Below are 26,717 nucleotides of genomic sequence, written 5' to 3'. Positions count from 1 at the left end.
GGCACCGCCCGCGCCACCGCGGTCGCGGCCCCCTCGCCGCTCACAGGACCACCGTCGCACACGCTTCCCCCTGACCGCACCGGTGCTCACCTCACCGGTTTCCGACCCTGCCCACGTCCCACACCCACACTCCGCCGATCTTCTCCCCGGCCCGGCCGAGCAGCCGCTCGACGGTGGTGTACAGCGCGTGGTCGTTGTACTGCGGGGGCAGCACCACCACGCCCGCCCGCCAGGCGGCCAGATCCGCCTTGGCCTGGTCCCGCCAGTCGGCGCCCAGCTCGGGGGCCTGGCCGGTGTTGCGGACGTCGTTGAAGAGGTTGGAGGTGTGGCGCGGGGTGGAGCCGTAGATCCCGATCCGGTCCGGGCCCCAGGGCCCGTTGAAGTACCCGCCGGCCACCGAGAAGCCCAGGTCGGTGGAGGACTGCCAGTACAGGGCGTCCGCGCCGCCGGGGCTGGGCAGCGGGACGGTGACCACCGATTCGCCCTCGGCGAGGTACGAGCGGTACATGCCCTCGGCGATGAACGCGGGCACCGGCTCCCGCTCCCGTACCGGGTACGGCGTCGGCACGACGGGCAGCAGCGCCGCCGCGACCGCGACCAGGCCCGCCGCGCGCAGCGTCCGGGCGGGGTGCACGGCGAGCCGGTCGACCGCGAGCGCCAGCAGGATGCCGATCACCGGGGCGCAGATCATCGCGACCCGGGACTCGATCACGGACTCCAGCAGCGGCTGTTCGGCGAGCAGCCGCCAGGGGCCGGCCATCACGATGTCGGTGTACGGGACGCGGAAGCGCACCCCCAGCGAGAGGAACGCCGCGACCAGCGCGGTGAAGGCGAGCGCCTTCACCAGCGGGAGCCGCCGCAGCACGACGACGATCGCGGCGGTCAGCGCGAGCACCGGCCAGCCGAAGAAGGCGTTCTGCTCGGTGCGGTTCATCGCCAGCGGGTCGGCGGTCTCGTCCGTGCCCAGCAGCGAGCGGCCGGCGAACTCCACGAACGCCAGCGGGCTGTTCCCGGTGTTGGACCCGTGCACCACATGCGTATAGCTCTGCGGGCCGAAGAACTGCCAGCCCAGCGGGAACGCCACCAGCGGCAGGCAGACCGCGAGTCCGATCAGGGTGCCGCGCAGCAGCGGACGCCAGGCGGTCCGCGCGACGTCCCGTCCGACCGCCGCGTACGCGAGGGCGAACAGCACCATGCCCATCGCGGCGAGCAGCAGCGGCTCCTCGCCGAGGAAGATCTGGTACGTGGCGAAGAGGCCGAGCAGCACTCCGTCGCGGACCACGTTCCGGCCCTCGCAGAGCCGCAGCGCGCGGTCCACGATCACCGGGATCATGAAGAGCACCAGGAAGTTGGGGTGCGCGTTGCCGTGGGAGATCATCGGGGGCGCGAAGGCGGCGAACGCCGCGCCGACGGCGGCCGCCCAGCGGTTGGCGACCAGCCGCCGGGCGATCAGCCAGTACCAGGAGACCGCGGTCGCGGCGAGGCCGACGGTGAGCACCAGCGCCCAGGTGACGGTGGGCCCGAGCAGCAGGGTCACCGGCGTCAGCGGCACGGAGAGCCCGAGCATCACGGTGTTGGCCATCAGGTTCACGCCCTCGGGATGTCCCTGGAGGGTGGTGAAGAGCGGATTGCGCAGATGGATCACGTTGTCGGCGGTGACCCGGAAGAACCACTCCCACTGGTTCTGGTCCTGTCCCGCGTCCGCGAGGTATCCCCGGTCCAGATCCGCCCAGAGGTCCTTGTAGAGGACGAGGGAGGCGAGGAGGAAGCCGAGGACGATCAGCAGATCCGTGCGGCGGACCGTCCGGGCCCGCAGCCGGAGCAGTTCCAGCAGCACCCTGCCGTAGTCCAGCGGTCTGACCTTGGAGCCCTGCTGGTGCGACCAGTGGACGGGGACCTCGGTCACCGGCCACTCCTCGCGCCGGAAGTGCCGCAGTATCTCGACATCGATCCCCCACCCGTCCAGCCGGGAATCGGCGAATGCCACCCGTGCCTTGTCCCCGTCGAAGAGTTTGAACCCGCACTGGGTGTCGTGTATCCCCGGTACCGCGACCGCGCGTATGAGCCCGTTGCCCATCCGGCCGAGCCATTCGCGGACCCGCCACTGATGGACCTCGATACGGGAGTCGGGGTGGGCGCGCGAGCCGATGGCGGCCGCCGTCCCCCCGGCCCGGAGCCGGGTGTCGAGCCGGTCCAGATCCTCGATCGGCGTCGCGAGGTCCGCGTCGGTGACCAGGACCCGGCGGCCGTACGAGGCGAGGACGCCGCGCCGCAGCGCGTCCCCCTTGCCCCGGTTCGCCCCGCCGTCGGCCTTGATCAGCTGGATGCGCGGCTCCTCGGCCGAGGCCTCGCGGGCTATCTCGGCGGTGGCGTCGGTGGAGCCGTCGTCGACGACGATCACCTCCCACTCGCCCCAGCGCTCCGGGTCCGACCGCAGATACGCGGCGATCGCGTCCAGGGTCGGGCGCAGCCGGCTCTCCTCGTTGTACGCCGGTATGACGACGCTGAGTCCGACACCGCCGCCGTACGCCGTGCCGTAGCCGCTCCCGTACGCCGCCGTCGGTCCGGGGACCGGTTCCATGTTCACCGCTCCAGCCGATCCGCCCAGGCGAGCGCCCGGTCGTTGTACAGACGGATGACCGAACGGGCCACCGTGAGGTCTCCGAGGGAGGCCGCGTCGATCAGTTCCTCGTGTCCGCTCCACAGCCAGTGCCGCCGGTCGGCGTCGACGCGCAGATGCGGTACGGAGAAGACCCAGCTCTGCACCCGCATCCGGTGCAGAAAGCCGGCGATGTAGGTGTTGGCGACGATCGAGCCCAGCTCATGCCAGAAGCGCAGGTCGTAGCCGATGTGGATGTCCAGGTCGCCGCAGCGGGCGGCGCGGGCCGCCTCCTCGGCGCGGCGGCGCACCGACACCACGGCCTTGCCGCCGACCCGGGTCCGGCCCAGGCGTTCGGCGTGCCGGATGACGCCCTCCATGACGAGGGAGCGGGAGTCGACCATGGCGCGGTAGTCGGCGACGGAGAACTGGTGCACTCTAAAACCGCGGTGCTGGTCGGAGTCGAGCAGCCCCTGCGCGGCCAGGTCCACCAGGGCCTCGCGCACCGGGGTCGCGGAGACTCCGTACTGCTCGGCGATCTGTTTGACCGTGAACTCCTGTCCGGGCAGCAGTCGCCCGGCCAGCACCTCGTCGCGCAGCGCGTCCGCGATCTGCTGCCGCAGGGTGCTGCGGGTGACAGCGGTACTCGCACCGCGCGGGCCGGGGCCGGGCATCGATGGCTTCTCCTTCGCCGGGGGGTCCCGGACACGATAGGCCAGTCGGTACGAACCGGTGAGGTGCAGGTGAACGAAGCAGGTGGCGGCGGGTCCGGGGGCGGGCGCTTCGAGGCCGCCTCGGGGGACGGTCCGCCGGGTGCGGGACCGGAGGGGGCGCGGGCCGCCGAGGTGCGGACGGCGTTCGCCGGGCTGCTCCAGATCCGGCGGGTCTCGGGCGCCGGGGACGCGCCCGCGCCGTGGGAGCGGCATCACATGACGCGGGCGGTGGCGCTGGCGCTGGAGGCCTCGGGGGCGGCCCCCTCGGCGGTGGGCGAGGACGGGGAGCGGGTCGCGACGGGGTACCGGGTGCTGGACGCGGACCGGGCGGGCGCGGTGCGGGTGGAGTGGGCCGGACCGGCGGGCGGCGGCGCGGGGCGCGAGGACGAGAGCGCGCTCCGGGAGTGCGCACGGGTGCTCGGGGAGCTGGGGTGGGAGGCGCTGCTGTACCGGGGGCCGAGACGGCGGTGGTTCCTGGAGGTGGAGGCGGTCCCGGGCCCCGGGCCCGGCTGAGGCCCCGGAGGACCGGGACACCGGAGTTCCGGGGCATCGGGCCCCGGGCCCCGGGCCCCGGGCCGGACCCACGGCCACCGGGGCCCGGAGCCCGGGGGCCGGGGGCCGGGGCCGGAGACCCCCGGGCCGCGCTCAGCAGTCGCCGTCCCGCGCGTACACCCCCACCCTCGCCTCGCTCACCGTCCGCTCCTCGCAGAGGGTGAAGCGGGTCCGCAGCACCTCCCGTTTGACCTCCTCCGCCTCGACCGCGTCCAGCGGCTGCCCCACCAGGTCCTGGACCACCACCAGCCGGCCGTCGTGGTCCAGCATCCGGGCCCGGATCTCCGCCGGGGACAGCTCGGTCCCGTACAGGGTGTCCGAGGCCCGGCGGGACTCCTTCAGGGAGAGGTCCGTCAGATGTCCGACGGCCTCGGGGCGCAGCAGGGTCCACGCCCGCCGCCGGGCCGGGGTGAAGAGCAGCCCGTCGCCGGGCCGCCCGGCCTCCGCCATGACCTTCGCCACCGCGCCCACATCGCTCTTGCGGCTCTCGGGCGAGCGCAGATACGGGCCGAAGCAGATCAGGGTCGCCAGCGCGGCGGCGGCCGACGCCAGGGCGAGCACCGGGGACCAGCAGCGGTCGAGGACCGCGCCGAGCAGCAGGGTCAGGCCGATGACGTACGGCAGCACATAGCGGTCCACGAACAGGGGGTGGAGGTAGGAGACCGCCAGCAGCAGCGCCGGCGGCATGACCAGCAGCGGAAGGGCGACGGCCCGCACCGCCGCGCCGCCGGGGGCCAGGGCGCAGGCCCAGCCCAGCAGCGCGAGCGCGGCGTAGGCGGCGAGCTGGCCGCCCTTGGGGGAGCTGATCCACTCGACCTGCCCGGACTGGGTGGTGCTGAACACGGCGAGCGGGGCGAGCGCCGCCGTCACTCCCAGCGCGGCGGCCGTCCAGCCGCGCGGCGGAATCCGCCGCGACCCCGCCCCGGGGACGTCCGGCCGGCCGGCGGCCGGGCGCCACCACAGGCTCACCCCGTGCGCCGCGAGCGTCAGCACGGCGAACTCGTGCAGCAGACAGGCCGCGAGCATGACCGCCGCGTACGCGCCCCAGCGCCGCCGGAGGAGGAGCAGCGTGCCCCCGGTGACCAGCGCGCAGACCAGCGCGTAGGAGCGCCCCTCCTGCGCGTAGCGCTGCACGACCGGCAGCAGCGGCAGGACGAGTCCGGCCAGCAGCCCCGCCCGGGGGCCCGCCAGCCGCCGGCCGATCAGCGCGACGCCGGCCGCCGTCGCGCACATCGCCAGCACGGACGGCAGCCGCAGCGCCACGAGTCCGGGCTCGGCGACCGCGAACACGGCGTGCATGAAGACGTAGTAGAGGCCGTGCACGGCGTCGACCGACGCGATCGTCCGCCAGATCTCCGGCAGCGACCGCTGGGCCATGTCGTAGGTGACGGCCTCGTCGCCCCAGAGCGTCCCCCCGCGCCTGATGCCCCAGGCCCCGAGCACCAGCATCAGCGCGGCGGGTGCGAGCACGACGGTACGGACGGAGAGGCCGCCCGCCCGGGGGACGGGACGGGCGGGCCGGAGCACGGTGTCGATCATCCGGCGAGTCCACCGGCCGCCGCGTTGATGGGCAGGCCCCCCACGCCGTGCCCATCAATTCATTACGCTCCTTGGGACCGTTGGGGGGACAGCAGCCGGAGGCCGGGAACGTGGGACGTCGTGAGAAACCCGTGGACCCGGCCGCCGGGCCCGTGCAGTCCTTCGCCCATGAGCTGCGTGAGCTGCGCCGTACGGCGGGCTCCCCCACCTATCGGGCGATGGCGGCCCTCGCCGGATACTCCGCTCCCACGCTCTCCGCCGCCGCGTCCGGGGAGCGGCTGCCCTCGCTCCCGGTCGTCCTCGCCTACGCGACCGCCTGCGGCGGCGATCCGGAGGTGTGGGAGAAGCGCTGGCACGAGGCGGCGGCCGACGAGCCCGTCCTCGCCCGGGACGACGGCACGGCGGCCCCCTACCCCGGTCTCGCCCGGTACGGCTCCGAGGACCGCGACCACTTCTTCGGGCGCGACGGGCTCGTCGCCGAGCTGCTGGAGCTGACCCGGCGCGGCCCGTTCGCCGCGCTCGTCGGCGCGTCCGGCAGCGGGAAGTCCTCCCTGCTGCGGGCCGGGCTGGTGCCCGCGCTGCGCGAGCCCGGGGAGCCGGGCGGGCCGGCTCCGTCCGTGATCCGGATCCTCACCCCCGGGCCGGCCCCGGCCCGTACCCATCGCGCGCTCTTCACCCCCGGGGCGCTCCTGTTGGTCGACCAGTTCGAGGAGGTCTTCACCCTCTGCCGGGACCCCGCCGAGCGGAACGCGTTCATCGAGCTGCTGACCGGTGCCGGGGTCCGGACCGTCATCGCCGTACGGGCCGACTTCTACGGCCGGTGCGCCGAGCACCCCGCTCTCGCCGCCGCGCTGAAGGACTCCGTGCTGCTGGTCGGCCCGATGACGCCCGCCCAGCTGCGGGAGGCGGTCGTCGGGCCCGCGAGCGCCGGGCGGCTGATCGTGGAGCGCGCGCTGACCGCGCGGATCGTCGCCGATGTCGCGGACGAGCCCGGCGGGCTGCCGCTGATGTCCCACGCCCTGCTGGAGATCTGGCGGCGCAGACGCGGCCGGACCCTGACGGAGGCGGCGTACGAGGCGATCGGCGGCGTCCAGGGCGCGATCGCGCACACCGCCGAGGAGGTCTTCGCCGAGTTCACCGAGCGGGAGGCCCGGGCCGCCCGGGATCTGCTGCTGCGGCTGATATCACCGGGGGATGCGACCGAGGACACCCGCCGCCCGGCCGCCCGCGACGAGCTGGTCCGCTCCCCCGCCTCCGCCCGGGTGCTGGAACGGCTGGTGCGCGCCCGGCTGCTCACCGTCGACGACAGCGCGGTCGATCTCGCCCATGAGGCGCTGATCACCGGCTGGCCCCGGCTGCGCGGCTGGATCGGCGAGGACCGGGAGCTGCTGCGCATCCACCGCAGACTGACCGACGCGGCCCGGATGTGGTCGGAGCTGGGCCGGGACCCGGGGGCCCTCTACCGGGGAGCCCAACTGGAGTCCGCCCACGAGGCGTTTCACGTGAAACATGACGGACTCACCCCGCTCGAACGGGACTTCCTCGACGCCTCCCTCTCCGCCCACCACGACGGGCTGCGCGCCGCCGCCCGCACCGCCCGACGGCTGCGCGGGCTGACCGTCGCCCTCTCCGTGCTGCTCTGCCTCGCGGTGATCGCGGGGCTGACCGCCTGGCACCAGAGCCGGGAGAGCGGCCGGCGCGCGACCGAGGCGGACGCCCGGCGGCTGGCCGGGGTCGCGGACACCCTTCGGGTCTCCGATCCGGCCACCGCGATGCGGCTGAGTCTGGCGGCGTGGCGGACGGCGGACGTGCCGGAGACCAGGGAGGCGCTGTTCGCGGCGGCGGCCCAGCCCGAGACCGACGCCTACACCCCGGCCGTCCCGGATTCCGAGCCCGAGGACAACTCCGTCTGGCGGCGGTACGGCGCGGACGGCCGGACCGTGGTCCGGGTGGGCCCGGAGCGCACCGAGCGCTGGGACGTGGAGGCGCGGGAGAGGCGGTCCGAGAAGGGCGGGGGCGGGATCCTGCCGGGCCTCGGCGAGCACGCCGAGCGGATCCTGGATGTGAGCCCCGATGTGCGGACCGTCGCCGTGGCCGCCCCCGAGGGCGTCCGGCTGTGGGATCTGGAGAGCGCGCGCATGGGCCCGGCGTTCGGACCCGGCGGCGACGGATCCGAGGAGCTGCAGGGCTGGTTCACCCCCGGCGGAAGGACGTTCGCCACCCATCGGACGAACGGCACGCTCCGGCTGTGGGACATCGCGACCGGCCGCGAACTGCTCGACACCGGGACCCGGTCGACGGAGGGGCGCCAGGTCCAGGTCTCGCCCGACGACCGGCTGCTGGCGTACTGCCCGGACCGCGGCGGGCCCCAGCTGTGGGACGTCCGCGACCGCCGCAGGCTCCCGACCCCGTGGCTGCCGAGGAGCGGGAGGTGCGGGGAGGGGGAGATGCGGTTCACCCCCGACGGCCGGGGCCTCGCGCTCAGCGGCGAGACCGGGATCCGGATCTGGGAGGCGCGGTCCGGCCGGGAGCGGCCGGGGATCGAGACCGACGGCCTGCCGCAGACGGCCTTCAGCGCGGACGGCTCCCATGTCGCGACCCTCACCCATGAGGTGATCCAGCTCTGGCGGACCGACGCGACCGGCGCTCCCGTGTTCCACGCGCCCGCTCACGGGATGAACCTCCACGATCTGCGGCTGGATCTGGAGGCGGGCGTCATCCGCTACGCGGCGGGCGGCGGCCCCAACCCGACGCTGCGGACCGTCGAATTCGACCTCACCGCCGCCCGGCTGCGGGAACGGATCCCTCTCACCACCGCCGTCTTCAGCGCGGACCGCCGGGCCCTGGCGACCGCGCACGCCCGGGGGATCGCGCTGCGGGACGCCGACGGGACGCCCCGGCACCGGCTGCCCGTCCCGGAGCGCTGCGGTCGGGAGTGCGAGCCGGTGATGGCCTTCCAGGCCGACGGACCGCTCTTCGCCCATACGTACGCCGGGGGCCGGGTGGTCGTACGGAATCGCGACACCGGGGCCGTCGAGGCGACGCTCCCCGCGCGCGCCGACGTCTCCGCCATGGCGTTCTCCCTCGAAGGCGTTCAGATCGCGGTGTCGCACGCCTCGATGGCGGTCAAGGCCCTCGACACCGCCCGGCTCTGGCCCGGGCCCGGGCGGCACGTCTGGTCGACGCTGCGGCGGGCGGACGACGGCCGGCTGCTCACGACGACCCCGAACGGTCTCTACTTCACGGAGCACCGGCGGATCGTCAGCCCGAGCGACGGCACCGCGTACCAGGTCATGAGGGGGGAGGGCCCGGCGACGGCGGCGGCGTTCAGCGCGGACCGCCGTTTCATGGCGATGAGCGCCCGGCAGGGGCGGATCACGCTCTGGGACGGCGACGGGATACCCCGGATCGCGGTCCTCGCCCCCGGTGAGCGGATCCCCTTCACCACCAGGCGCTCCTATCCGCCGGCGCTGGCGTTCTCCCCCGACGGCCGCACCCTCGCCGTCGGGGACACCCACGGCGGGGTACGGCTCTGGGACACCGCCTCGCCCCGCTCCCCCGGCGCGCCCCTGCCGCGCGCCGAGGGCCCGGTGCTGGCGCTGGCCTTCGCGCCGGACGGCAAGGAGCTTCGGGTGTCGACGCCCCATGTGGCCTCGCGCTCCTATCCGCTCTCCGCCGAGCGGGCGGCCGCGACGGTCTGCGAGCGGGCCGGTGTCGGCCTGTCGGTCTCGGAGTGGAGCACCTATCTGCCGGGCATCGCGTACCGCCGGACCTGCCCGGAGTAGACCGTGCGGTGCGCGGGACCGGGACCGCCCGGCCCCCGCGCACCGGCCCCCGGGCCACCCCCGGGACCCTGCGGTCAGGCCATGAACCCGTCGGCCACCGTCAGCGCCTCGTCCAGCACCGACAGCCCCTCCTTGGCCTCCTCCTCGCTGACGTTGCACGGCGGCACGGCGTGCGTGCGGTTCATGTTGACGAAGGGCCAGAGCCCACGGGTCTTGCAGGCGGCGGCGAACGCGGCCATCGGGGCGTTCGCCTCCCCGGACGCGTTGTACGGGACGAGGGGCTCGCGGGTCTCCCGGTCGCGTACGAGGTCCAGCGCCCAGAACACGCCCGTGCCCCGCACCTCGCCCACGCTCGGGTGCCGCTCGGCCAGTTCGCGCAGGCCGGGCCCGAGCACGGTCTCGCCGATGCGGGCGGCCTGCTCGACCACCCGCTCGTCCTCCATCACCCCGATCGTGGCGACGGCCGCCGCGCACGCCAGCGGATGGCCGGAGTAGGTGAGCCCGCCGGGGTAGGGGCGGGTCTCGAAGGTCGCCGCGATCTCCGCCGAGATGGCGACCCCGCCGAGCGGCACATAGCCGGAGTTGACGCCCTTGGCGAAGGTGAGCAGATCGGGCGTCACGTCGAAGTGCTCGGCGGCGAACCACTTTCCGGTGCGGCCGAACCCGGCCATGACCTCGTCCAGGACGAAGACGATGCCGTGCCGGTCGCAGATCTCCCGCACCCCGGCGAGATAGCCGGGCGGCGGGACCATGATCCCGGCGGTGCCGGGGATGGTCTCCAGCACGATCGCGGCGATCGTCCCGGGCCCCTCGAAGGCGATGGTCTCCTCCAGGTGCCGCAGGGCGCGCTCGGCCTCCTCCGCCTCGGTCGAGGAGTAGAAGGGCGTGCGGTAGAGGAAGGGCGCCCAGAAGTGGACCACGCCGGAGACCCCGCTGTCGGAGGCCCAGCGGCGCGGGTCGCCGGTCACATTGATCGCGGTGGCGGTGCCTCCGTGGTACGAGCGGTACGCGGAGAGGATCTTGGGGCGGCCGGTGTGCAGCCGGGCCATCCGGACGGCGTTCTCGATCGCCTCGGCCCCGCCGTTGGTGAAGAAGATCTTGTCCAGATCGCCCGGGGTCCGCTCGGCGATCAGCCGGGCCGCCTCGGAGCGCGCCTCGACGGCGAAGGCGGGGGCGAAGGTCGTCAGCTTCCCGGCCTGCTCCTGGATCGCGGCGACGACCCTGGGGTGCTGATAGCCGATGTTGGTGAAGACGAGTCCGCTGGTGAAGTCGAGATAGCGATGGCCGTCGTAGTCCCAGAAGTACGAGCCCTCGGCGCCGGCGACGGCGAGCGGGTCGATCAGCCCCTGGGCGGACCACGAGTGGAAGACATGGGCGCTGTCCGCCGCCTTCACGGCGGCTTTGGCCCCGGCGTCGGCGAAGGCGGCTGCGGCGGGCCCGGCGGGCGGCTGCGGGACGTGAGAGGTCATGCGCCTCAGCGTATGGACCCGGCGGCGGGCCCGGCATCACCACCTTGTCGGCCCTTGCCCGCCCGGCCGAGGCGTTCTGTCGCACCGCGCCGCCCGCCATTGACAGCATCCTGTCGAAATGACAGTCTTCTGTCATAGCGATCGCGCCGCCCGTGCGAACGCCGCCCCGCCGGAGGAGCCCGCCATGAGCGATCAGAGCAGCCAGAGCCGCCGCACCGTCCACCTCGCCGTCTACGACACCCTCGCCGACTGGGAGACCGGCCACGCCACCGCGCATCTGGCCCGGCACGGCCACCCCGTCCGCACGGTCGGCCTCACCACCGCCCCGGTCACCACCATGGGCGGGCTGCGCGTCCAGCCCGACCTCGCGCTCGACGACCTCGGCCCCGAGGACAGCGCGCTGCTGATCCTCCCCGGCGCGAGCGCCTGGGACGAGGGCGACGGCCTCGCCCCCTTCGCCTCGGCGGCCCGCTCCTTCCTCGACGCCGGCACGCCCGTCGCCGCGATCTGCGGAGCCACCGCCGGACTGGCCCGCGCGGGACTGCTCGACGACCGCGACCACACCTCGGCCGTCTCCTTCTACCTCGCCGCCACCGGCTACTCGGGCGCCGGGCGCTACCGCGAGGCCGACGCCGTCACCGACCGCGGCCTGATCACCGCGGGCCCCACCGAGCCCGTCGCCTTCGCCCGCGAGATCCTCGCCCTGCTCGGGGTGTACGAGGGCGAGAAGCTGGACGCCTGGTACCGGCTGTTCCACGACTCCGACGCGACCGCCTTCGCGGTCCTCGAGGACGCGTGAGCGGCGGGCCGGGCGGGCGGGAGCAGCAGGATCTGCTCAGCCGCACCGCGCTCGGGGTCTTCCGGCTGAACGGGCAGTTCATCGCCGTCTCCGACGCTCTGGCGAAGGAGGTCGGGCTGACGGCCTCCTGGTGGCAGGTGCTCGGCGCGGTGTACCGCTCCCCGCAGTCCGTCGCCCAGATCGCCCGCACCATGGGCATCACCCGTCAGAGCGTCCAGCGGATCGCGGATCTGCTGGTCGGGCGGGGCCTCGCGGCGTACGAGCCCAATCCCGCGCACCGCCGCGCCAAACTGCTGCGCGCCACGGGGGAGGGCGAGGCGGCCATCGCGCGGCTGAATCCCGGACACGCGGCGCTGGCCGCCCGGCTCGCGGCGGCGCTCGGCCCCGAGGAGTTCGCCGAGACCGTCCGGGTGCTGGAACGGCTCTCCGGGGCGATGGACACCGTCCAGGAGCCGTGAGAAGCGCACTATCCTCGACTCCCGACCGCGGTGGTCGCGGTCGGGGGAGGCACGGGCGGCGATGGATCAGCTCACATCGGACGATCCCCGGCACATCGGCGCGTACCGGTTGCTGGCGCGTCTCGGCGCGGGCGGGATGGGCCGGGTCTACCTCGCCCGCAGCGACCGGGGCCGTACGGTCGCGGTGAAGCTGGTACGCCGGGAACTCGCGGGCGAGGAGGAGTTCCGGGACCGGTTCCGCCGGGAGGTGCGCGCGGCCCGGCGGGTCGGCGGCGAGTGGACCGCGCCCGTGCTGGACGCCGACACCGAGGCCCCGGTGCCCTGGGTCGCCACCGGCTATGTCGCCGGTCCCGGCCTGGACGCGGTGGTCGCCCGGGCCCCGCTCCCCGAGCGCTCGGTGCGCATCCTCGCCTCCGGTCTCGCCCGCGCGCTCGGCGAGATCCACGCGGCCGGGCTCATCCACCGGGACCTCAAGCCGTCCAACGTCCTCATCACCATCGACGGCCCGCGCGTCATCGACTTCGGCATCGCGCGGGCCCTGGACGGCGCGGCCGACGGCGGCGGCCCGACCCGCACCGGCTCGGTGATCGGCTCGCCCGGGTTCATGTCTCCCGAGCGGGTGCGCGGGGAGCGGACCACGGCCGCGTGCGACGTCTTCTGTCTGGGCTCGGTGCTGGTGTACGCGGCGACCGGGCGGCATCCGTTCGGCCCGGAGGGCGGCGGCCGGCACGCGATGATGTACCGGATCGCCGAGGGCCGGCCGGATCTGAGCGGGGTGCCGGACGGGCTGGTCCCGCTGGTACGGGACTGTCTGCGCCAGGAGCCCGGGGAGCGGCCGACGCCCGCCGAGATCGTGGCGCGCACGGCGGGCGGGGAGAGCGGGGAGCCCTGGCTCCCGGGCGCGCTCGTGGCCCAGCTGGGCCGGCACGCGGTGGGGCTCCTGGACGCGGAGGAGCCCGCGCACGGACCAGGCCCCGCGCACGGCCCCGGGCCCTCGCACGGTCCCGGCTACGCGCACGGCCCCGCGCCCGAGCCGCACCGGGCCCGGTCCGTGCCGAGGACCCGGGTGCAGTCCTCCGTACCGCCGCACCACACGCCCCCGGCCCCTTCTCCCGCCTTCGCGCCGCCGCCGGACCGGGGAGCCCCCGACCCCGACTCGTGGCACACCACGCCCCGTGACATCGACCCGGGCGGGGTCCGTTTCCGTACGCGGGGGCCCCGGCGGATCGGCGCAGGCGCGCTGCTGGGGCTCGGGGCGCTGGCGGCGGCGGTCGCCGTCGGCGCGGTGTTCCTCGTGCGCGGCGGGGACGACGAGACGTCCGGCGACGGGAAGCCGAGCCGGACGACGGCCGCCCCGAGCGGCTCCCCCTCCCCCGCCGGCCGTCCGCCCGACGCCCCGGAGGCCGCCGTGCCGGAGACGTACCTCGGCACCTGGCGGGCCTCCTTCAAGACCTCCGACGGCGACCACACCCGCACCATGACCATCACCCAGGGCGGCCCGGGCGCCGGGGTGATGACCCTGACGGGCACCGGCCCCTCGTACGAGTGCGGCTGGTCGGCGACGCTGAGATCGGCCGGCCCGCCGCTCGACCTTGGCCCGACCGAGGTGACGTCGGGCGATCCGGCCTCCTGCTCCCCGGGGCAGTGGAGCAGGCTGCGGATGCCCGACGACTCCACGGTCGTCCGCGAGCTGGTGGGGTCGACGGGGGCGCCGCTCACCTACGCCAAGACGGACTACTGAGCCCGGACGCCGCTCCCGTACGCCCCGGCGGGCCGGCCCGTCTCGGTCGCGTACTCCGGATCGGCGTACGCGAAGCTGTGCCCGCCGGGGTGCCCGGCGTAGAGCACACAGGCGTCGTCGCGCCCCGCCGGGAGCCCGTTCCCGGCCTCGCAGTCCGGCAGCGCGGCGATGCTCAGCGGGTCCTGGCCGCTCTCCCACCGGACCCAGATCTCCCCCGGGTCCATGCCGTCGTCCAGCTCCCGGACGAAGTCGTGGTGGGGTCCGGCGTGCTCGCGCTCCAGCCCGCAGCGCAGCCGGGTGGCGACCTCTAAGGGGTGGACGTGCCCGCCGGGCGCGAACTCCAGCGCGATCACCAGCAGCTGGAGCGGCAGCGTCGAGATCTCGCCGCAGACGTGCCGTCCGCGCGCGGCCCCGCTCATCGGGCCCCTCCGCCGGCCGGGGCGGCGGCGACCGCGAGCAGGCACCAGGTGCGGGCCCCGTCGGGCGTCGCCCCCCACGCGTCGGCGAGCACCGCCACCAGCCCGAGCCCCCGCCCGCTCTCCTCCAGCGGCCCGGCCTCCCGCGGGCACGGCGTCCCCTCCCCGCCGCCGCTGCTCACCTCCACACAGAGATACGTCTCGGTCCGCCACAGCCGCACTCCCACGGTGTCGCCGCTTCCGTGCTGGAACCCATTGGTCACCAGCTCCGACATCAGCAGCTCCACCGTGTCCGCCAGCCCCTCCAGCCCCCAGATCCCCAGATGCGCCCGCCCCGCTCTCCGCATCAGCCCCGGCCACGTCCGGTCCTGCGCACTCATCGACTCCCCGCACCCCGAGGTCCGCGCCACCCTCACCTCGAACCCGGCGACGGCCCCGGGGGCCCGCGAATCGAGCGCGATCGCGCCAATGTGGTGACGCGTCGCGGAGTGCGGGGGTGCGGTGGTGATCGGCATGGCCCTTGTCCCTTCACGGTTCTCGGACAGGGCGAGGCCGGGCCCAGGGGATGCGAGTTGGGCCAGATTTGTACATCGCCGTCCGATGTGGGTCTGACTCAACTACGGTGATGTATATGCGAGTTAATATGCAAGCGCACAAGTCCTAGGTGCCGGAATTGGCAAATGCCCGACTAGTGGCACAACTTGCCCGAGGGCTGACAGGTGGTGGGACACTCAGGGGGACGACATGCGTCGGCACCCCACAGAGGTCACATCGAGCACCGGCAGACCATCGAGGAGAGAGGACAGCAAGGTGGCAGCAAAACGGGGCGCGACATTCCGACGCAGAGAGCTGGGCAAGGAGCTGAGGAAGCTCCGCGAGAACAAGGGCCTGACACTCCAGGATGTGACAGGAGAGCTGGGCTTCTCGTTCACGAAGCTGGCACGGGTCGAGATCGGCGAGAACGACCTCCCTCGGGTGGCGGACCTCGAAGCCCTCATGGATCTCTACGACATCGACATGGCCAGGGAGGATCGGGAGACCCTGCTCCAGCTCCACCGGGAGTCGCTGAGCAAGGAGCCCTGGACGCCCTACAAGGCGTTCATGCCGTCGAAGATGCCGACGTATCGCGGACTGGAGCAGGACGCGAGGGTCATGCGCGCCTTCCAGCCGAGCTTCGTCTACGGGCTGCTCCAGACAGAGGCGTACACCCGGGCCCTGTACTCGATCGCCAAGCCCGTGGACGAGACCAACTCGGAGTTCATCGAGCAGAACATCCGGCTCCGGATGGAGCGCAAGGAACTGATCACGCGCTCCGACAGCCCGCTGGAGTTGCGCGTCGTGCTTGATGAGACCGCCGTGCGACGCATTGTGGGCGGTCCCGAGATCATGCGTGAGCAGCATGCCGAGATCGGGGAACTGAACCGTCTCGACCATGTGACGATCCAGATCCTCCCGCACGACGTCGTGTCTTACCGCACGGAGAGCAACTTCGTGATCCTCGACTTCTCCGAGGCGCTGGCCCCCGTCGTGCAGGTCGACATGCCGAACACCATCAGCGTCACCGATGAGCGTCGCGAGGTGCAGCGGAACATCCGCCGCTTCGACGCCATGCGCGAGAGCGCCCTGCCACCGGCTCGTACAGCCGAATTCCTGCACCAACTAGCGCGACAGTGGGAGTAGCCATCAATACGCACATCACGGCCCGCGATGTGGCCGAATCAACCTGGTTCAAGTCCTCCTACAGCAACGACACAGGCGGCAACTGTGTCGAGGTCGCCCCTCTGACCAACGGCATCGCCATCCGCGACTCCAAGGACCAGCAGGGCCCCGCCCTCACCGTCCCCACCCCCGCCTGGCGCGCCTTCCTGACCTACGCGACGACCACCGCGTAACGGAATCCCCCGCGGAGTGCTCCCGCCCTCGCCGGCGCGAGCACTCCGCACCCGAGGAGCGAACGCTCTACGCGGGCAACCGCACCACGGACGGAGTCGCCATGCCGTTGCGCTCAAGGGCCAGTGGGTCCAGTTCGACACTGCGGACGAGGACTCCCGGAAGGTCCTCGAAGAAGCTCAGCGCCTCCGCGACGGCGTCGGTGAGCGAGCCGGCCTCGAAGGAGCACGAGAACAGCGAGAAGCCCGGCCCTTCCTCCAGTCCGATGCGGCCGTCGTTGAAGCGGTCGAGCCCATCGAGGGTGTCGGACTGCTCCGGGGTCAACGGGTCCTGCAAGCGCAGGTTGAAATCCCACCTACGCACAGTTGCCGTGCTTTCGGGTGAAGGCATCAATCCTCCTCGCCTCGTCTCCTGCGCTACTGGGGGTGCAGTGCACCGTGAAGCTCTGTTCGCACGGGCAGCAGATCACATACCCCCAGCGGTGCCGGTTCTTGTCGTGCGTCACCTTAAGACCGCGTGCCTCGGCCCTGCGGAGGGCCGACTCCACGTCCTTCTTCTGGTGCCGATCCCCGATTCCCATGGCCGTACAGGTACTCCCCCGGCCCTCCAGCGGGAAGGAACTCCGCAGCCGATTCACCCCAACGAGCACCCACCCCAGGATCGAGGCCAGCCATGACCACCACACCACCCGCGAAGCCGACCTGGTTCACCTCCTCCTACAGCAACGACACAGGCGGCGAGTGCGTCGAGATCGCCCCCCTGACCAACGGCATCGCCATCCGCGACTCCAAGGACCAGCAGGGCCCCGCCCTCACCGTCCCCACCCCCGCCTGGCGCGCCTTCCTGACCTACGCGACGACCACCGCGTAGCAGAGGTAGAAAGCCCCCGTGGACCGGAGCTGGACAGCGCACGCGACGCGACTCGCACGTCAGGTGACGGAGCCCGACTCGCGGTGGCGTGCGTCGGTCGCGGCGCTGCCTCGGCATGAGTTGGTGCCGCGCTGGTGGGAGTCGGCGGGTTCGGGGGAGTGGCGGCTGCGTGTGGGGGCCGCCGACCCGGAGGGGTGGTGGGGGACGGCCTATTCGGACACGTCCGTGGTGGTCCGGGTCGGCGGGCTCCACGCCGACCACGCCGAAGCCGGGGATCTCGCCGAAGGAAGGCCCACGTCGTCCGCGACGCTGCCGAGCCTGGTCGTCCGGATGCTCCGGTGGGGGCGGCTCGGCGACAAGGCCGATCTGCTCGACCTCGGCACCGGTGCGGGAGGGCTCGCCGCGTACGCCTGTCATCGGCTCGGGGACGCCCGGGTGACGAGTCTGGACGTGGACCCGTATCTGACCGGTGCGGCCGCCGGCCGGCTGGCGGCGATGGGGCTCCGCCCCCGGTTCCTGGCCGTGGACGCCACCGTGGAGATCCCGGGGACGTACGACCGGATCGTCGCCACGGTGGGCCTGCCCGCCGGGCCGGGGCTCCGCCCTGTGCTCGGCGCGCTGCGTGAGGGCGGGCGGCTGGTGGCGAACCTGGCGCGCACGGGCGTCGTCGTCACCGGCTGGAAGCAGGCGGACGGGAGTGTGGTGGGGCGGGTGGAGCGCTCCCCGGCGGGGTTCATGCTCACTCGGTCCGGTGACGACTACCCGCCCGCCCCCGCCGAACCGGCCGCCCACGCCGAGACGGCGGACGGGGAGACGGTCGGCGTCGGCCGCTATCCCGTTCTCGATCTGTCCGCGACCTGGGAGCTGCGGACCATGCTGGAGCTCGCGGCTCCCGGAGTGGAGACCTCCTACCGGGAACACGGGCGGAGGCGGACCGCCTGTCTGACTCATCCGGACGGCTCCTGGGCCCGTGCCTCCGCCGAGTGGATCGATCCGCCGGAGGTGCACCAGGGCGGACCGCGCCGCCTGTGGGACGTACTGGAGCGCATCCGGAACCGCCTCAACGCGGAAGGCGCGCTCCCACTGCTCGGGGCGCGGGCACGGATCGACCCGGACGGGGTCGTGCGGATGACTCGCGGGCGGTGGAGCGCCTCCCTGGGCGGCGCCCCGTCCCCGGACCCGTCGGGGGGAGTACCCCGTACCCCCCGCGCGGCGGAGCGGTCCCGGCCGGTGGGCTGACGTGGCAGGGGCGGGGGGGGCGGCCGGTGCGCCCGGCGGCGGCGGTCGGCGCGGCGCTGACGGGCGCGGGGCCGGCGGCGGTGGCCTGCGCGTACGGCCGCCGTCGCCGTGCGCGGAAGGCTCCCGGAGGCCGGGAGGTGATCGGGGCCACCCCCTAGACTGGACGGACCGGGCCGGGACCTGCCCGGGGAGCCGGGCGGCCCGGCAGGAGGACGGACGGAGCACCATGGCCCTCTCGATCACCAAGACGCACGGCAGCCTGAACGACATCTTCGTCATCGACGGAGCGCCGACGGACCACTTCGCCGAGGCGGACGTCGCCCGCGCGGTGCGGCTGCTCTGCGACCGGGAGCGGGGGCTGGGCGGGGACGGGGTGTACTTCGTCGCGGACAACGGCGACGGCACCGCCGAGGCGTACTTCTACAACCCCGACGGCTCCGCCTCGCTGCTCTGCGGCAATGGGATGCGCGGCGCGGGGCGGCTGCTGCTCGACCGGCACGACGCCGAGTCGGTCGTCCTGCGGACCGGGCCGCACGCGTTCACCGTACGGGCGGCCGAGACGACCCCGCACGGGGTGCGCCAGGTCTCCGTCGAGCTGCCGCCGGTCGACTTCGCGCCGGGCGAGCCGATCGTCGCGGGCTCGGAGGCGGCGGAGTTCCTGGACCGGCCGCTGCCCCCGTACCACCCCTCCCGCCATGTCTCGGCGGTCGCCGTGCCCAATTCGCACCTGATCACGGTGGTGGACGACGGCTACGACGAGGACGAGCTGATCGCGTCCGGCGGCCGGGTCGCGGAGAACGAGGGCGTCTTCCCGGTCGGGGCGAACGTCTCCTTCGTGCACCCGCTCGGCGACGCCGAGACCTTCATCCGCACCTTCGAGCGCGGCGCGGGGCTGACCCCGTCCTGCGGCTCGGGCGTCGCGGCCTCGCGCGCGGTGCTCTCCCGGCTGGGCCGGGTGGCCCCCGAGCAGCCCGTCGTGGTCCGCAATCCGGGCGGGGTGGCCCGCAGCTGGATGCGGACCGACGGCGAGCGGTGGCGGCCGGTGCTGGAGGGCAACGCGACCCGGGTGTACGTCACCGAGGTCGACCCGGCGGCGCTGCTCGGCGAGGGGCCCGTCGCCTTCGAGCCCGTGTACTTCACCGAGGAGAACGCGGCCTTCGCGGCGCAGAACGACGAGAACCTGCGGGTCCTGAAGGAGCACGGCATCGAGATGACCCTGCCGGGCCCGGCGACGGACTGACCCGCACGCACCGGACTCCCGCGACGGACTGACCCGCGCACACGCCGGGGGCCGGCCGTCGGACGTCGACGGCCGGCCCCCGGTCCGCTGTGACCGGCCCCCGCTACGGGGTCTTCTTGGTCACCTGGAGGTCGGCGGTGGGCTCCTCCACCCGGCCGCCGGGGGTTCCCGCGGTGCTCTCGTTGTTGCCGTCCACCGGGTCCCGGGTCGCCGAGTCGACGGTGGCGGTGTTGCGGACCTCGCTGCCGTCACCCGTGTAGTCCGGGTCGAGCTTCACCCTGAACACCCAGGTCACCGAGGCTCCGGGAGCGAGGGTCGGCTGCGGCCCGCACTCCACCTGGTCGCCCGACGCGCATTCGTCGTCGGAGGAGACGAAGGTCAGCGACGACGGCAGGGTGTCGAGCACCCTGACCTGCTCGGCCTGGGACGGGCCCCGGTTGGTGACGGTCACCTGGTAGTCGAAGGACTCGCCCGGCGCGATCGGGTCGGTGGTCACCGGCCTCTTCACGATCGCCAGATCGGCGGAGGGCGCGGCCACCTGGCCGCCCGGCACGGTCGCCGTGTCGGTGTCGTTCTCGCCGGCCGGGTCGATGTTGTCGGCGGTGACGCGGGCGGTGTTCAGCAGATCGCTGCCGTCGCCCTTGTACGCCGGGTCGATCCGGACGGTGAGGGTGTACTCGATCGTCTCGCCGACCCCGAGCGGGGCGGCCCGGCGGCAGGTGACCGCGAGGCCCGAGACCGTACAGCCGGCGGGCGAGGACGAGACATAGGTCAGGCCCGGCGGCAGCTCGTCCGAGAGCCGGACGTTGAGCGCGTCGGCCGACGGTCCGTTGTTGGTGATCCGGATGCGGTAGTCGAAGGTCTGGCCGGGAATCGGCGCGACGGTTCCGACGGCCTCCTTGGTGACCGCGAGGTCCGCGTACGGCTGATTGACCGCGCTGCCGGGGAGTCCGGCCGGCGGACTGGTGTTGTTGCCGGGCGCGGGGTCGTCCGTGTCCGAGGACGCGGTGGCGGTGTTGGCGATGTCCGAGCCGTCGCCCCGGTAGTTCGGGTCGAGCCGGACCGTGAACCGCCAGGTCCTGGAAGCCCCGGGAGCGAGCACGGCCTGCGGTCCGCAGGAGACGTTCTGGCCGGTCGCGGTGCAGCCGTCGGGCGAGGAGACGAAGGCCAGCGGGGCGGGGAGGGTGTCGGCGAGCCGGACGCCGAGCGCCTGCGAGGGGCCGTCGTTGGTGACGACGACGGTGTACTCGAAGGTCTGGCCGGGCGAGATCGGGGTGCTGGTCGTCGGCCGCTTCACCGTCCAGATGTCGGCCTGCGGCCGGGTGACCCCGCCCGGTGGCAGGACCGGCGGCGAGGTGTTGTCGGTGGGTTCCGGGTCCTCCGAGTCTGAGGTGGAGGTCGCGGTGTTGCGGAGATCGGAGCCGTCGCCGCTGTAGGCCTCGCTGAGCTTCACCCGGAAGGTCCAGGACACGCTGTCGCCGGGTTCGAGCACCCCGAGCGGGCCGCAGGTCACCCGCTGTCCCGACGCCACGCACGGGTCGGCGGAGGACACGAAGGAGATCCCGGCGGGCAGGCTGTCGGTCGCGACGACATTGCGCGCGTCCGAGGGGCCGGTGTTCTGGGCGGTGATCCGGTACTCGAACTCCTCGCCGGGCACGATCGGACCGCTGCCCAGCGCCGCCTTCACGGTGTTGATGTCGGAGACCGGGTCGAAGGGGCCGACCGGCGGGACCGGGTCCGTCTTGTTGTTGCCCGGGTCCGGGTCGACCGCCTCCGAGGTGCCGGTGGCCGTGTTCCCGAGGTCGCTCCCGTCGCCCTGGTACGAGGGGCTGATCCGGACCACGAACGTCCAGGTCTTGACCTCGCCCACGCTCAGCTGCGGCTCGGGGCCGCAGGTCACGGTGCGCCCGGCGGCCGTACAGCCGTCCGAGGAGGTCACGAACTCCATGCCCTCGGGCAGGGTGTCGGTGGCGGTGACATTGCGCGCCACCGACGGGCCGTTGTTCCGCGCGGTCAGGGTGTACGTGACCAGCCCGCCGGGCGGCACGGCGGCCAGCGCCCCGGGGGCGCGGGCGAGCCGGGTCACCACCCCGGAGGCGGAGGCGGCCGCTGAGCCTGGGGCCGCCGCGGCGGAGGAGGCGGCGGAGGCGGGGAGCGGCGTCCCCGAGGCGTATCCCGTGCCGGAGCACAGCGACACCGCGCAGAGCAGGGCGGCTGCCGCCGCCCCGAGCCCCGGGGGCCGGCGTCTTCTCGATCTCATCGGGCATCGATTCCGTTCATGATCCGGAGCCGTACGTCGGCCGTGCGGCTCACATGCCTGTCACGCGGCGGCCGAGGGTCAGTCCGTCCGCTTGGTCAGCACCAGGTCCGCGGTGGGCCGGGTCACCCGGCCGCCGGGCGGCCCGGACGTGCCGCTGTTGTTCCCCTGGTCGGGGTCGTCGGTGTCCGAGACGGCGACGGCGGTGTTGCGCAGCGTGGTGCCGTCCCCCTCGTACGCCGCGTCGAGCCGCACCCGGAACGTCCAGGTCGCCGAGGCCCCGACCGCCAGGGTCGCGACGGGGCCGCAGCTCACGCGCTGTCCGGCGGCCGTACAGCCGTCCGGCGACGAGACGAACGCGAGCGCGCTCGGCAGATCGTCGGTGATCCGCGCCCGGCGGGCCGTGGACGGGCCGCCGTTGGTGACGGTGACCCGGTAGTCGAAGGTCTGGCCCGGCGAGACGGGGGCGCCCGCCGTGGTCTGTTTGACGGTGCGCAGATCGGCGGCGGGTCGGGTCACCCCGCCGGGCGGGAGCGCGGCGGCGCTGGTGTTGTTCGCCTGGACGGGGTCGCTGACGCCGTGGACGACGGTGGCGACGTTCCGCAGGTCGGAGCCGTCCCCGGTGTAGTTCGGGTCCAGCCGCACGCGGAAGACCCAGGAGAGGGCCTGGTTCGCGGGGAGCGCGGCGGCCGTGGGGCAGGTGACGGTCTGTCCGGACGCCGTACAGCCGTCGGGCGACGAGACGAAGACCAGCCCGGCGGGGAGGGTGTCCGTCATCCGGACGTTCACGGTGTCCGAGGGGCCGTTGTTCTGCGCCGTGAGCCGGTAGTCGAAGGTCTGGCCGGGGGTGACCGGGCCGGTTCCGACGCCGGACTTGAGCGCGGCCACGTCCGCCCGCGCGGTCACCGAGGTGGTGGCGGTCGCCGTGTTGTTGGCGGTGTCGGTGTCGGACCGGTCGGCGGGCGCGTACACGGTCACGGTGTTGCTGAGCGTGGTCGGCTGGGCGGGCGCGGTCCCGGTGATGGTGTACGTCGCGGAGCCGCCGCGCAGCAGGTCGACGGTGGTGTTGAGGGTGTTGCCGCTGCCCGATGCCTGTCCGCAGGCGCTGCCGACGGTCGCCGTGCAGGTCCAGGTCGTCCCGGTGAGCCCGGGGACGGCGTCCCGCACATAGGCCCCCATGACGTCGTTGGCGTCGCTGTTGGAGACCTTCACGGTGTACGTCACCGGGCCCCCGCCCGCCGGGACGGAGGCGGGGCTGCCGGTCTTGGTGACCGACAGGTCCGCCGGGACGTTGATCTTCAGATCGCCGATCTCGTGGATGTTGGTGGCCCCGCCCGTGCCGCCGGAGAAGCCGACCTTGAGGGTGGCGGGCAGGGCGGGCTGATTGGCGATCGCGGTCACGTCGTAGTCGGTGACGACCTGGTTCATCGGTGTGCCGGGGCCGGTGTCCGACCAGATGGACACCAGCAGCCGGCCGGCCCGGGGGACGACGGTGACGCGTACGGCCCGGTAGTCGCCCCGGCCCTGGGTCTCCACGGTCCCGCCGGGGCCGTTGACGGAGGTGCCGAAGCGGTAGCCGGTGTTCCCGCTGCCGCCGCCGCGCAGCACGATCCGGTTGGCCTGGGTGCCGGGGCCGCCGTTGCCGACCTGGTTGGAGGAGAAGTTGCCGAACTCGTCGATCCCGATGCCGAGGAACGCGCCGGGGACGCCCGCGCGGTTGCAGGGCGGGCCGCCGCCGCAGGCGTAGCCGAGGCTGCCGCCGGGGGCTCCGGTGCCGTTCGCCGCCGCGCCGTTGGCGAGGAAGAAGGCGAGGCCGTCGCCGCGTTTGCCGTCGAAGGCGGTGCCGCCGTAGGTGGCGTAGGTGAACTCGGCGACGATGCCGAGGCTGGTGGAGAAGGAGTCGTTCATCTCCCAGCCGCCGGCCTGGCCGCCCGCCGCGCTCGTCAGCCGCAGCCAGCCGCCGCTCTGATAGCTGGCCGTGCCGGTGAGCGTGCCGAGGTTCCCGGTGGGGCCGTCGAAGGGCTCGTGCACGGGGAAGCTCAGCGCGCGCGGCCGCTGCTGGTGTTGTCTCTGTTGCTGTTGCTGTTGTCGCTGCTGCTGTGGGCGTTCCGCCGTCGGGGCGGTACGGGTCCGTTCGTCGTCGAGCGCGGTGGCGTGGCCGGGCGCGAGGCAGAGCAGCAGCCCGCACACCGTGGCCAGGGCGAGCCGGCGGCGGGCGGCTCGCGCTCGGGCCGAGCCCCAGATGCTTCTCATTTCCGCAGAGCCTCTTCTCGAAGGTCCGGACCGGGCGGGTCGGCACGGCGGGCGGGCGGCCGCCGCACGGCGGTTCAGCGCCGGGTGCGGCGGGCGAGCACCACGAGCGCGCCGCCGGCGGCCAGGGTCGTCCCCGCGGACCAGGGCAGCCAGCCGGGGAGTTCGCGGCCGGTGTTCGGCAGCTGGGGACGCCCGGGGTGGGGGTCGCCGGGGTGGGGGCGGCCCGGGTCGGTGGGGTGCGGCGGGCGGGTCGGCCCGGACGGGTGCTTCAGATAGAGCGGGCCGCCGCCGGGGCCGGTGGTGCCGGAGGGGTTCCGGTTGTTGCCCGGCACGGGGTCCCGGGTGGTGGAGGTCACCGAGGCGATGTTGTCGATCTCGCTGAGGCGTCCGCCGTGGCTCCCGTCTCCGCCGTGTCCGTCGCCGTGTCCGCCGTGGCCGTCACCGTGCCCGTCGCCTCCGCCGGCGCGGGGCTCGCTCTCCCGGACCCGTACGACGATCTCGTACGCCACCGACTCGCCGGCCGGGAGCCGGTCGAGCAGCGGACAGCGCACGGTCTGCGGCGCGGTCCCGGCCGCCGTACAGCCGTCGGGCGAGGAGACGAACCGGAGCACCTCCGGCAGCGGGTCGGTGACCTGGACGTTCCGCGCGGTGGACGGGCCGTCGTTGTGGACCGTGACGCGGTACGAGAAGGTCTCGCCGGGGCGGACCCAGCGGCGGCCGTCGGGGAGCAGCGCGGTCTTGCGGAGCGAGAGATCGGCCTTCCCGGTCCCCGGCGGCACATGGACGCCGGTGAGCGAGGCGGTGTTGTTGGCGGGGTCGGGGTCGGCGGTCTGGGAGGAGACCGCGACGACGTTGGTGATGTCGGAGCCGTCGCCGGAGTAGTCGTCGGCCAGGGCGACGGTGATCAGCCAGGTGTGGGAGGCGCCGACGGCGAGGGCGGGCAGGGGGCCGCAGGTGATGGTGCGGCCCTGGGCGGTGCAGCCGTCGGGCGAGGAGACGAAGACCAGCTGCCGGGGCAGCTGGTCGGTGATGACCACATCGACGGCCTGGGAGGGGCCGTGGTTGAGCGCGGTGACGCGGTAGTCGAAGACGCCGTCGGCGTCGGGCGCGAGCCGCTCGGCCCGGGCGGCTCCGGGGGCCTCGGCGGTGGGCGCGGCGGTGGGCGCGGCGGTGGGCGCGGCGGTGGGCGTCGTGGTGTCGGCGGCCGGGGCCGTGGGGGCGGACCGCGGCGGGGGCACGGGCCGGGTCGCGGGGACTCCGGCGGCGGACTGCCCTGCCCCGGCCTCGGGGACGGCCTCGGGAGCGGCCTGCGGGGCCGGAACCGCCGTCGGGCCGAACTCCGTGTGGAGCGCCAGATCGGCCCGCGCGGCCGAAGCCGCCTTGCCGTCGGGGGCGGTGGCCGGGGCGCCGGCGCCGACGTTCGGAGGGCCGGACGCCTGTCCGGAGGGGGAGCCTCCGGCCGAGGGCGCGGAGGAGGGCGCTCCCGGCGAGGCGGTGGCCACGGCGGCCTCCCCGGCCCCCGGCGGGGCCGCCGCGCTCGCCCCCGGGGCCGACGTCAGAGCGCCCGCCCCCAGCGCGCAGCAGACAGCGATGACTCCCCCGGCCCGGCGCATCGCCGTCGCGGACCGTCCGTGGACCCTACTCATGCGGGATGCCCTCCGCGCTCACCGATCGATGATTCACAGAGACCAGCACTCCCCGCCCCCGAACCTTTTATCTGATAACCACTCAGAATTCGCCGAAATGCACTACAGAGTGCCGAGGGCGGCCGGGCCGGGTCCGTGAGACCGCCGGGCGCCCGTCGGCGGTGGCGCGTTGAGCTGTACGTCCGTTTTCCGCCAGCCAGGCCGAGGGTGCGGCGCCGAGACTGGCCCCATGACCGCGTACACACCTCTCCCCGTCCCGCCCGCCGCGCTCCGGGAACTCCGCGCCGCCGACGACGCCGGACGGCCGATGCGGCCGTTCACCGCGCGCGAGGACGGCGTGCCCATCGGCTGCGTGGGCAGCCCGCTGCGCTGCTGCCTGCGGACCGTCGAGCCCGGCGAGCGGATCGCCCTCGTCTCGTACGCGCCGCTGCGCCGCTGGGCGGCGGCGACCGGGGCCGAGCCCGGGGCCTACGACGAGGTGGGCCCGATCTTCATCCACGCGGACGCCTGCGGGGAGCCGCCGAAGGCCCCGCGCTACCCCTTCGCCCGACCGGGCGCGCTGCGCACCGTCCGCCGCTACAACGCCAAGGGCCACATCGTCGGGGGCCGCGCCTTCGAGATCCCGGCCGCCTCCGACGCCGGTTTCGACCAGGCCCTCGCCGAGGCCTTCGCCGACCCCGAGGTCGCCCTCGCCCACGTCCGGGCCCTGGAACACGGCTGCTTCCTCTTCGAGATCCACCGCCCGTAGCCGGGGCCCTCGGCCCGGCCGCCCGGATCCCGGACCCGAATCCCGGGCCCGGACCCAGACCGGAATGCCGGACCCGGACCCGGACCCGAATGCCGGACCCGGATCCCGGATCCCGGACCCGGCCAGGGGCCGTCACCGCCCGGCCGCCCGGCGAGGCGGCACCCCGACCCGCCCCCCGACCCGCCCTACGCGCGGCCGCCCGCCGGGACGGGCCCACCGGCCTCCGGCACAGGCCCACCGCTACAGGCCCACCGGCCTCCGGCACAGGCCCACCGCTACAGGCCCACCGGCCTCCGGCACAGGCCCGCCGGTACGGGCCCACCGGCCTCCGCCCGGACGCTTCGGCGCCCCGCTCCCCGGGACCCGGGACCCGCGCCCCGCCGAGGGGCCACGGCGAACAGCGGCACGGCCCGAGTCGGGGGGGGGGGGGGGGGGGCCCCCCCCCGGCGCCCGCCCCCGCCCCCCCCCGCGGGCCCCGGGGGGGCGCGGGGGGGGGGGGGCCC

22 protein-coding genes are annotated in these 26,717 nt (G+C 74.3%); 11 read left to right on the top strand and 11 right to left on the bottom strand.

Going from position 1 to position 26,717, the window contains the following annotated elements; genetic code table 11:
- Positions 1-91 precede the first annotated feature (91 nt).
- Both ACF089_RS25280 and ACF089_RS25275 read right to left on the bottom strand, forming a co-directional pair.
- Entirely contained in the window at positions 92-2,581 is a 2,490-nt protein-coding gene (locus ACF089_RS25280; RefSeq protein WP_392030687.1) for a glycosyltransferase, read from the bottom strand.
- A gap of 2 nt (positions 2,582-2,583) precedes the next feature.
- Positions 2,584-3,273 (bottom strand): GntR family transcriptional regulator, encoded by a 690-nt coding sequence (locus ACF089_RS25275; protein ID WP_392030683.1) that lies wholly within the window; start codon positions 3,271-3,273, stop codon positions 2,584-2,586.
- Positions 3,274-3,342: 69 nt separating this feature from the next.
- On the opposite strand from ACF089_RS25275, the gene ACF089_RS25270 reads away from it, so the two are divergent.
- Positions 3,343-3,825 carry a hypothetical protein gene (locus ACF089_RS25270; RefSeq protein WP_392030679.1) on the top strand — a complete coding sequence of 161 codons (483 nt, stop codon included), beginning with the start codon at positions 3,343-3,345 and terminating at the stop codon, positions 3,823-3,825.
- 132 nt (positions 3,826-3,957) lie between these two features.
- Here the strand turns inward: ACF089_RS25270 and ACF089_RS25265 are convergent, their stop codons facing one another.
- On the bottom strand, positions 3,958-5,403 hold the full coding sequence (locus tag ACF089_RS25265; RefSeq protein WP_392030676.1) for a hypothetical protein: 1,446 nt from the start codon (positions 5,401-5,403) through the stop codon (positions 3,958-3,960).
- A 110-nt stretch (positions 5,404-5,513) separates the two neighbouring features.
- On the opposite strand from ACF089_RS25265, the gene ACF089_RS25260 reads away from it, so the two are divergent.
- Positions 5,514-9,188, top strand: a complete 3,675-nt coding sequence (locus tag ACF089_RS25260; RefSeq protein WP_392030673.1) for a hypothetical protein — start codon at positions 5,514-5,516, stop codon at positions 9,186-9,188.
- 74 nt (positions 9,189-9,262) lie between these two features.
- Here the strand turns inward: ACF089_RS25260 and ACF089_RS25255 are convergent, their stop codons facing one another.
- Positions 9,263-10,657, bottom strand: coding sequence for an aspartate aminotransferase family protein (locus ACF089_RS25255; protein WP_392030670.1), 1,395 nt, complete (start codon positions 10,655-10,657; stop codon positions 9,263-9,265).
- Positions 10,658-10,841: 184 nt separating this feature from the next.
- Here ACF089_RS25255 and ACF089_RS25250 point away from each other — a divergent pair, with 184 nt between their 5' ends.
- The 3 genes from ACF089_RS25250 to ACF089_RS25240 all read left to right on the top strand — a co-directional run bounded on the left by ACF089_RS25250 (position 10,842) and on the right by ACF089_RS25240 (position 13,655).
- Complete coding sequence (locus tag ACF089_RS25250) at positions 10,842-11,456, top strand: type 1 glutamine amidotransferase family protein (protein ID WP_392030667.1); 615 nt, start codon at positions 10,842-10,844, stop codon at positions 11,454-11,456.
- Positions 11,453-11,914 carry a MarR family winged helix-turn-helix transcriptional regulator gene (locus ACF089_RS25245; protein WP_392030664.1) on the top strand — a complete coding sequence of 154 codons (462 nt, stop codon included), beginning with the start codon at positions 11,453-11,455 and terminating at the stop codon, positions 11,912-11,914. The genes ACF089_RS25250 and ACF089_RS25245 overlap by 4 nt, the downstream gene beginning before the upstream one ends.
- Before the next feature lie 61 nt (positions 11,915-11,975).
- Entirely contained in the window at positions 11,976-13,655 is a 1,680-nt protein-coding gene (locus ACF089_RS25240; RefSeq protein WP_392030661.1) for a serine/threonine-protein kinase, read from the top strand.
- Here ACF089_RS25240 and ACF089_RS25235 read toward each other — a convergent pair.
- The gene (locus ACF089_RS25235) at positions 13,649-14,074 is read right to left on the bottom strand and encodes a hypothetical protein (protein ID WP_392030658.1); all 426 of its coding nucleotides are present in this window, start codon (positions 14,072-14,074) and stop codon (positions 13,649-13,651) included. The genes ACF089_RS25240 and ACF089_RS25235 overlap by 7 nt on opposite strands.
- On the bottom strand, positions 14,071-14,586 hold the full coding sequence (locus ACF089_RS25230) for an ATP-binding protein (RefSeq protein ID WP_392030655.1): 516 nt from the start codon (positions 14,584-14,586) through the stop codon (positions 14,071-14,073). Before ACF089_RS25230 ends, ACF089_RS25235 begins: the two co-directional genes overlap by 4 nt.
- A gap of 295 nt (positions 14,587-14,881) precedes the next feature.
- Between ACF089_RS25230 and ACF089_RS25225 the strand changes: the two genes are divergently transcribed.
- Both ACF089_RS25225 and ACF089_RS25220 read left to right on the top strand, forming a co-directional pair.
- Positions 14,882-15,751, top strand: a complete 870-nt coding sequence (locus ACF089_RS25225) for a helix-turn-helix domain-containing protein (protein ID WP_392030651.1) — start codon at positions 14,882-14,884, stop codon at positions 15,749-15,751.
- Positions 15,752-15,780: 29 nt separating this feature from the next.
- The gene (locus ACF089_RS25220) at positions 15,781-15,963 is read left to right on the top strand and encodes a DUF397 domain-containing protein (RefSeq protein ID WP_392030648.1); all 183 of its coding nucleotides are present in this window, start codon (positions 15,781-15,783) and stop codon (positions 15,961-15,963) included.
- Between the two features lie 67 nt (positions 15,964-16,030).
- Here ACF089_RS25220 and ACF089_RS25215 read toward each other — a convergent pair whose 3' ends face one another.
- Entirely contained in the window at positions 16,031-16,351 is a 321-nt protein-coding gene (locus ACF089_RS25215) for a hypothetical protein (protein WP_392030645.1), read from the bottom strand.
- On the bottom strand, positions 16,317-16,541 hold the full coding sequence (locus tag ACF089_RS25210; protein ID WP_392031277.1) for a hypothetical protein: 225 nt from the start codon (positions 16,539-16,541) through the stop codon (positions 16,317-16,319). The genes ACF089_RS25215 and ACF089_RS25210 overlap by 35 nt, the downstream gene beginning before the upstream one ends.
- A 92-nt stretch (positions 16,542-16,633) precedes the next feature.
- Between ACF089_RS25210 and ACF089_RS25205 the strand changes: the two genes are divergently transcribed.
- From ACF089_RS25205 to dapF, 3 genes are all read left to right on the top strand, one after another.
- Complete coding sequence (locus ACF089_RS25205; protein ID WP_392030642.1) at positions 16,634-16,831, top strand: DUF397 domain-containing protein; 198 nt, start codon at positions 16,634-16,636, stop codon at positions 16,829-16,831.
- A gap of 63 nt (positions 16,832-16,894) precedes the next feature.
- Positions 16,895-18,070 carry a methyltransferase domain-containing protein gene (locus ACF089_RS25200; RefSeq protein WP_392030639.1) on the top strand — a complete coding sequence of 392 codons (1,176 nt, stop codon included), beginning with the start codon at positions 16,895-16,897 and terminating at the stop codon, positions 18,068-18,070.
- Between the two features lie 226 nt (positions 18,071-18,296).
- Entirely contained in the window at positions 18,297-19,310 is a 1,014-nt protein-coding gene (gene dapF, locus ACF089_RS25195; protein WP_392030636.1) for a diaminopimelate epimerase, read from the top strand.
- Positions 19,311-19,413: 103 nt separating this feature from the next.
- Here the strand turns inward: dapF and ACF089_RS25190 are convergent, their stop codons facing one another.
- The 3 genes from ACF089_RS25190 to ACF089_RS25180 form a co-directional block, all read right to left on the bottom strand.
- Positions 19,414-21,570 (bottom strand): hypothetical protein, encoded by a 2,157-nt coding sequence (locus ACF089_RS25190; protein WP_392030634.1) that lies wholly within the window; start codon positions 21,568-21,570, stop codon positions 19,414-19,416.
- A gap of 78 nt (positions 21,571-21,648) precedes the next feature.
- Positions 21,649-23,820, bottom strand: coding sequence for a hypothetical protein (locus ACF089_RS25185; protein WP_392030631.1), 2,172 nt, complete (start codon positions 23,818-23,820; stop codon positions 21,649-21,651).
- A 74-nt stretch (positions 23,821-23,894) separates the two neighbouring features.
- Positions 23,895-25,466 (bottom strand): hypothetical protein, encoded by a 1,572-nt coding sequence (locus ACF089_RS25180; RefSeq protein WP_392030628.1) that lies wholly within the window; start codon positions 25,464-25,466, stop codon positions 23,895-23,897.
- A 229-nt stretch (positions 25,467-25,695) separates the two neighbouring features.
- Between ACF089_RS25180 and ACF089_RS25175 the strand changes: the two genes are divergently transcribed.
- Positions 25,696-26,214, top strand: coding sequence for a DUF1203 domain-containing protein (locus ACF089_RS25175; protein ID WP_392030625.1), 519 nt, complete (start codon positions 25,696-25,698; stop codon positions 26,212-26,214).
- Positions 26,215-26,717 lie beyond the last annotated feature (503 nt).

Origin of the sequence: Streptomyces sp. NPDC014894 (assembly GCF_043080985.1) — a bacterium.
In the GTDB taxonomy this organism is placed as follows: Bacteria; Actinomycetota; Actinomycetes; order Streptomycetales; family Streptomycetaceae; genus Streptomyces.
Note: the sequence above shows the minus strand (reverse complement) of the source record. Positions and strands in the feature narration are given on the sequence as shown.

What these genes read in the sequence shown, in the direction of transcription:
- ACF089_RS25275 (WP_392030683.1), bottom strand. Translation starts at nt 3,273, where the DNA reads ATGCCCGGCCCCGGCCCGCGCGGTGCGAGTACCGCTGTCACCCGCAGC.
- ACF089_RS25175 (WP_392030625.1), top strand. Translation starts at nt 25,696, where the DNA reads ATGACCGCGTACACACCTCTCCCCGTCCCGCCCGCCGCGCTCCGGGAA.
- ACF089_RS25265 (WP_392030676.1), bottom strand. Translation starts at nt 5,403, where the DNA reads ATGATCGACACCGTGCTCCGGCCCGCCCGTCCCGTCCCCCGGGCGGGC.
- ACF089_RS25205 (WP_392030642.1), top strand. Translation starts at nt 16,634, where the DNA reads ATGACCACCACACCACCCGCGAAGCCGACCTGGTTCACCTCCTCCTAC.
- ACF089_RS25210 (WP_392031277.1), bottom strand. Translation starts at nt 16,541, where the DNA reads ATGGGAATCGGGGATCGGCACCAGAAGAAGGACGTGGAGTCGGCCCTC.
- ACF089_RS25215 (WP_392030645.1), bottom strand. Translation starts at nt 16,351, where the DNA reads ATGCCTTCACCCGAAAGCACGGCAACTGTGCGTAGGTGGGATTTCAAC.
- ACF089_RS25185 (WP_392030631.1), bottom strand. Translation starts at nt 23,820, where the DNA reads ATGAGAAGCATCTGGGGCTCGGCCCGAGCGCGAGCCGCCCGCCGCCGG.
- ACF089_RS25280 (WP_392030687.1), bottom strand. Translation starts at nt 2,581, where the DNA reads ATGGAACCGGTCCCCGGACCGACGGCGGCGTACGGGAGCGGCTACGGC.
- ACF089_RS25190 (WP_392030634.1), bottom strand. Translation starts at nt 21,570, where the DNA reads ATGAGATCGAGAAGACGCCGGCCCCCGGGGCTCGGGGCGGCGGCAGCC.
- ACF089_RS25180 (WP_392030628.1), bottom strand. Translation starts at nt 25,466, where the DNA reads ATGAGTAGGGTCCACGGACGGTCCGCGACGGCGATGCGCCGGGCCGGG.
- ACF089_RS25230 (WP_392030655.1), bottom strand. Translation starts at nt 14,586, where the DNA reads ATGCCGATCACCACCGCACCCCCGCACTCCGCGACGCGTCACCACATT.
- ACF089_RS25250 (WP_392030667.1), top strand. Translation starts at nt 10,842, where the DNA reads ATGAGCGATCAGAGCAGCCAGAGCCGCCGCACCGTCCACCTCGCCGTC.
- ACF089_RS25235 (WP_392030658.1), bottom strand. Translation starts at nt 14,074, where the DNA reads ATGAGCGGGGCCGCGCGCGGACGGCACGTCTGCGGCGAGATCTCGACG.
- dapF (WP_392030636.1), top strand. Translation starts at nt 18,297, where the DNA reads ATGGCCCTCTCGATCACCAAGACGCACGGCAGCCTGAACGACATCTTC.
- ACF089_RS25255 (WP_392030670.1), bottom strand. Translation starts at nt 10,657, where the DNA reads ATGACCTCTCACGTCCCGCAGCCGCCCGCCGGGCCCGCCGCAGCCGCC.
- ACF089_RS25240 (WP_392030661.1), top strand. Translation starts at nt 11,976, where the DNA reads ATGGATCAGCTCACATCGGACGATCCCCGGCACATCGGCGCGTACCGG.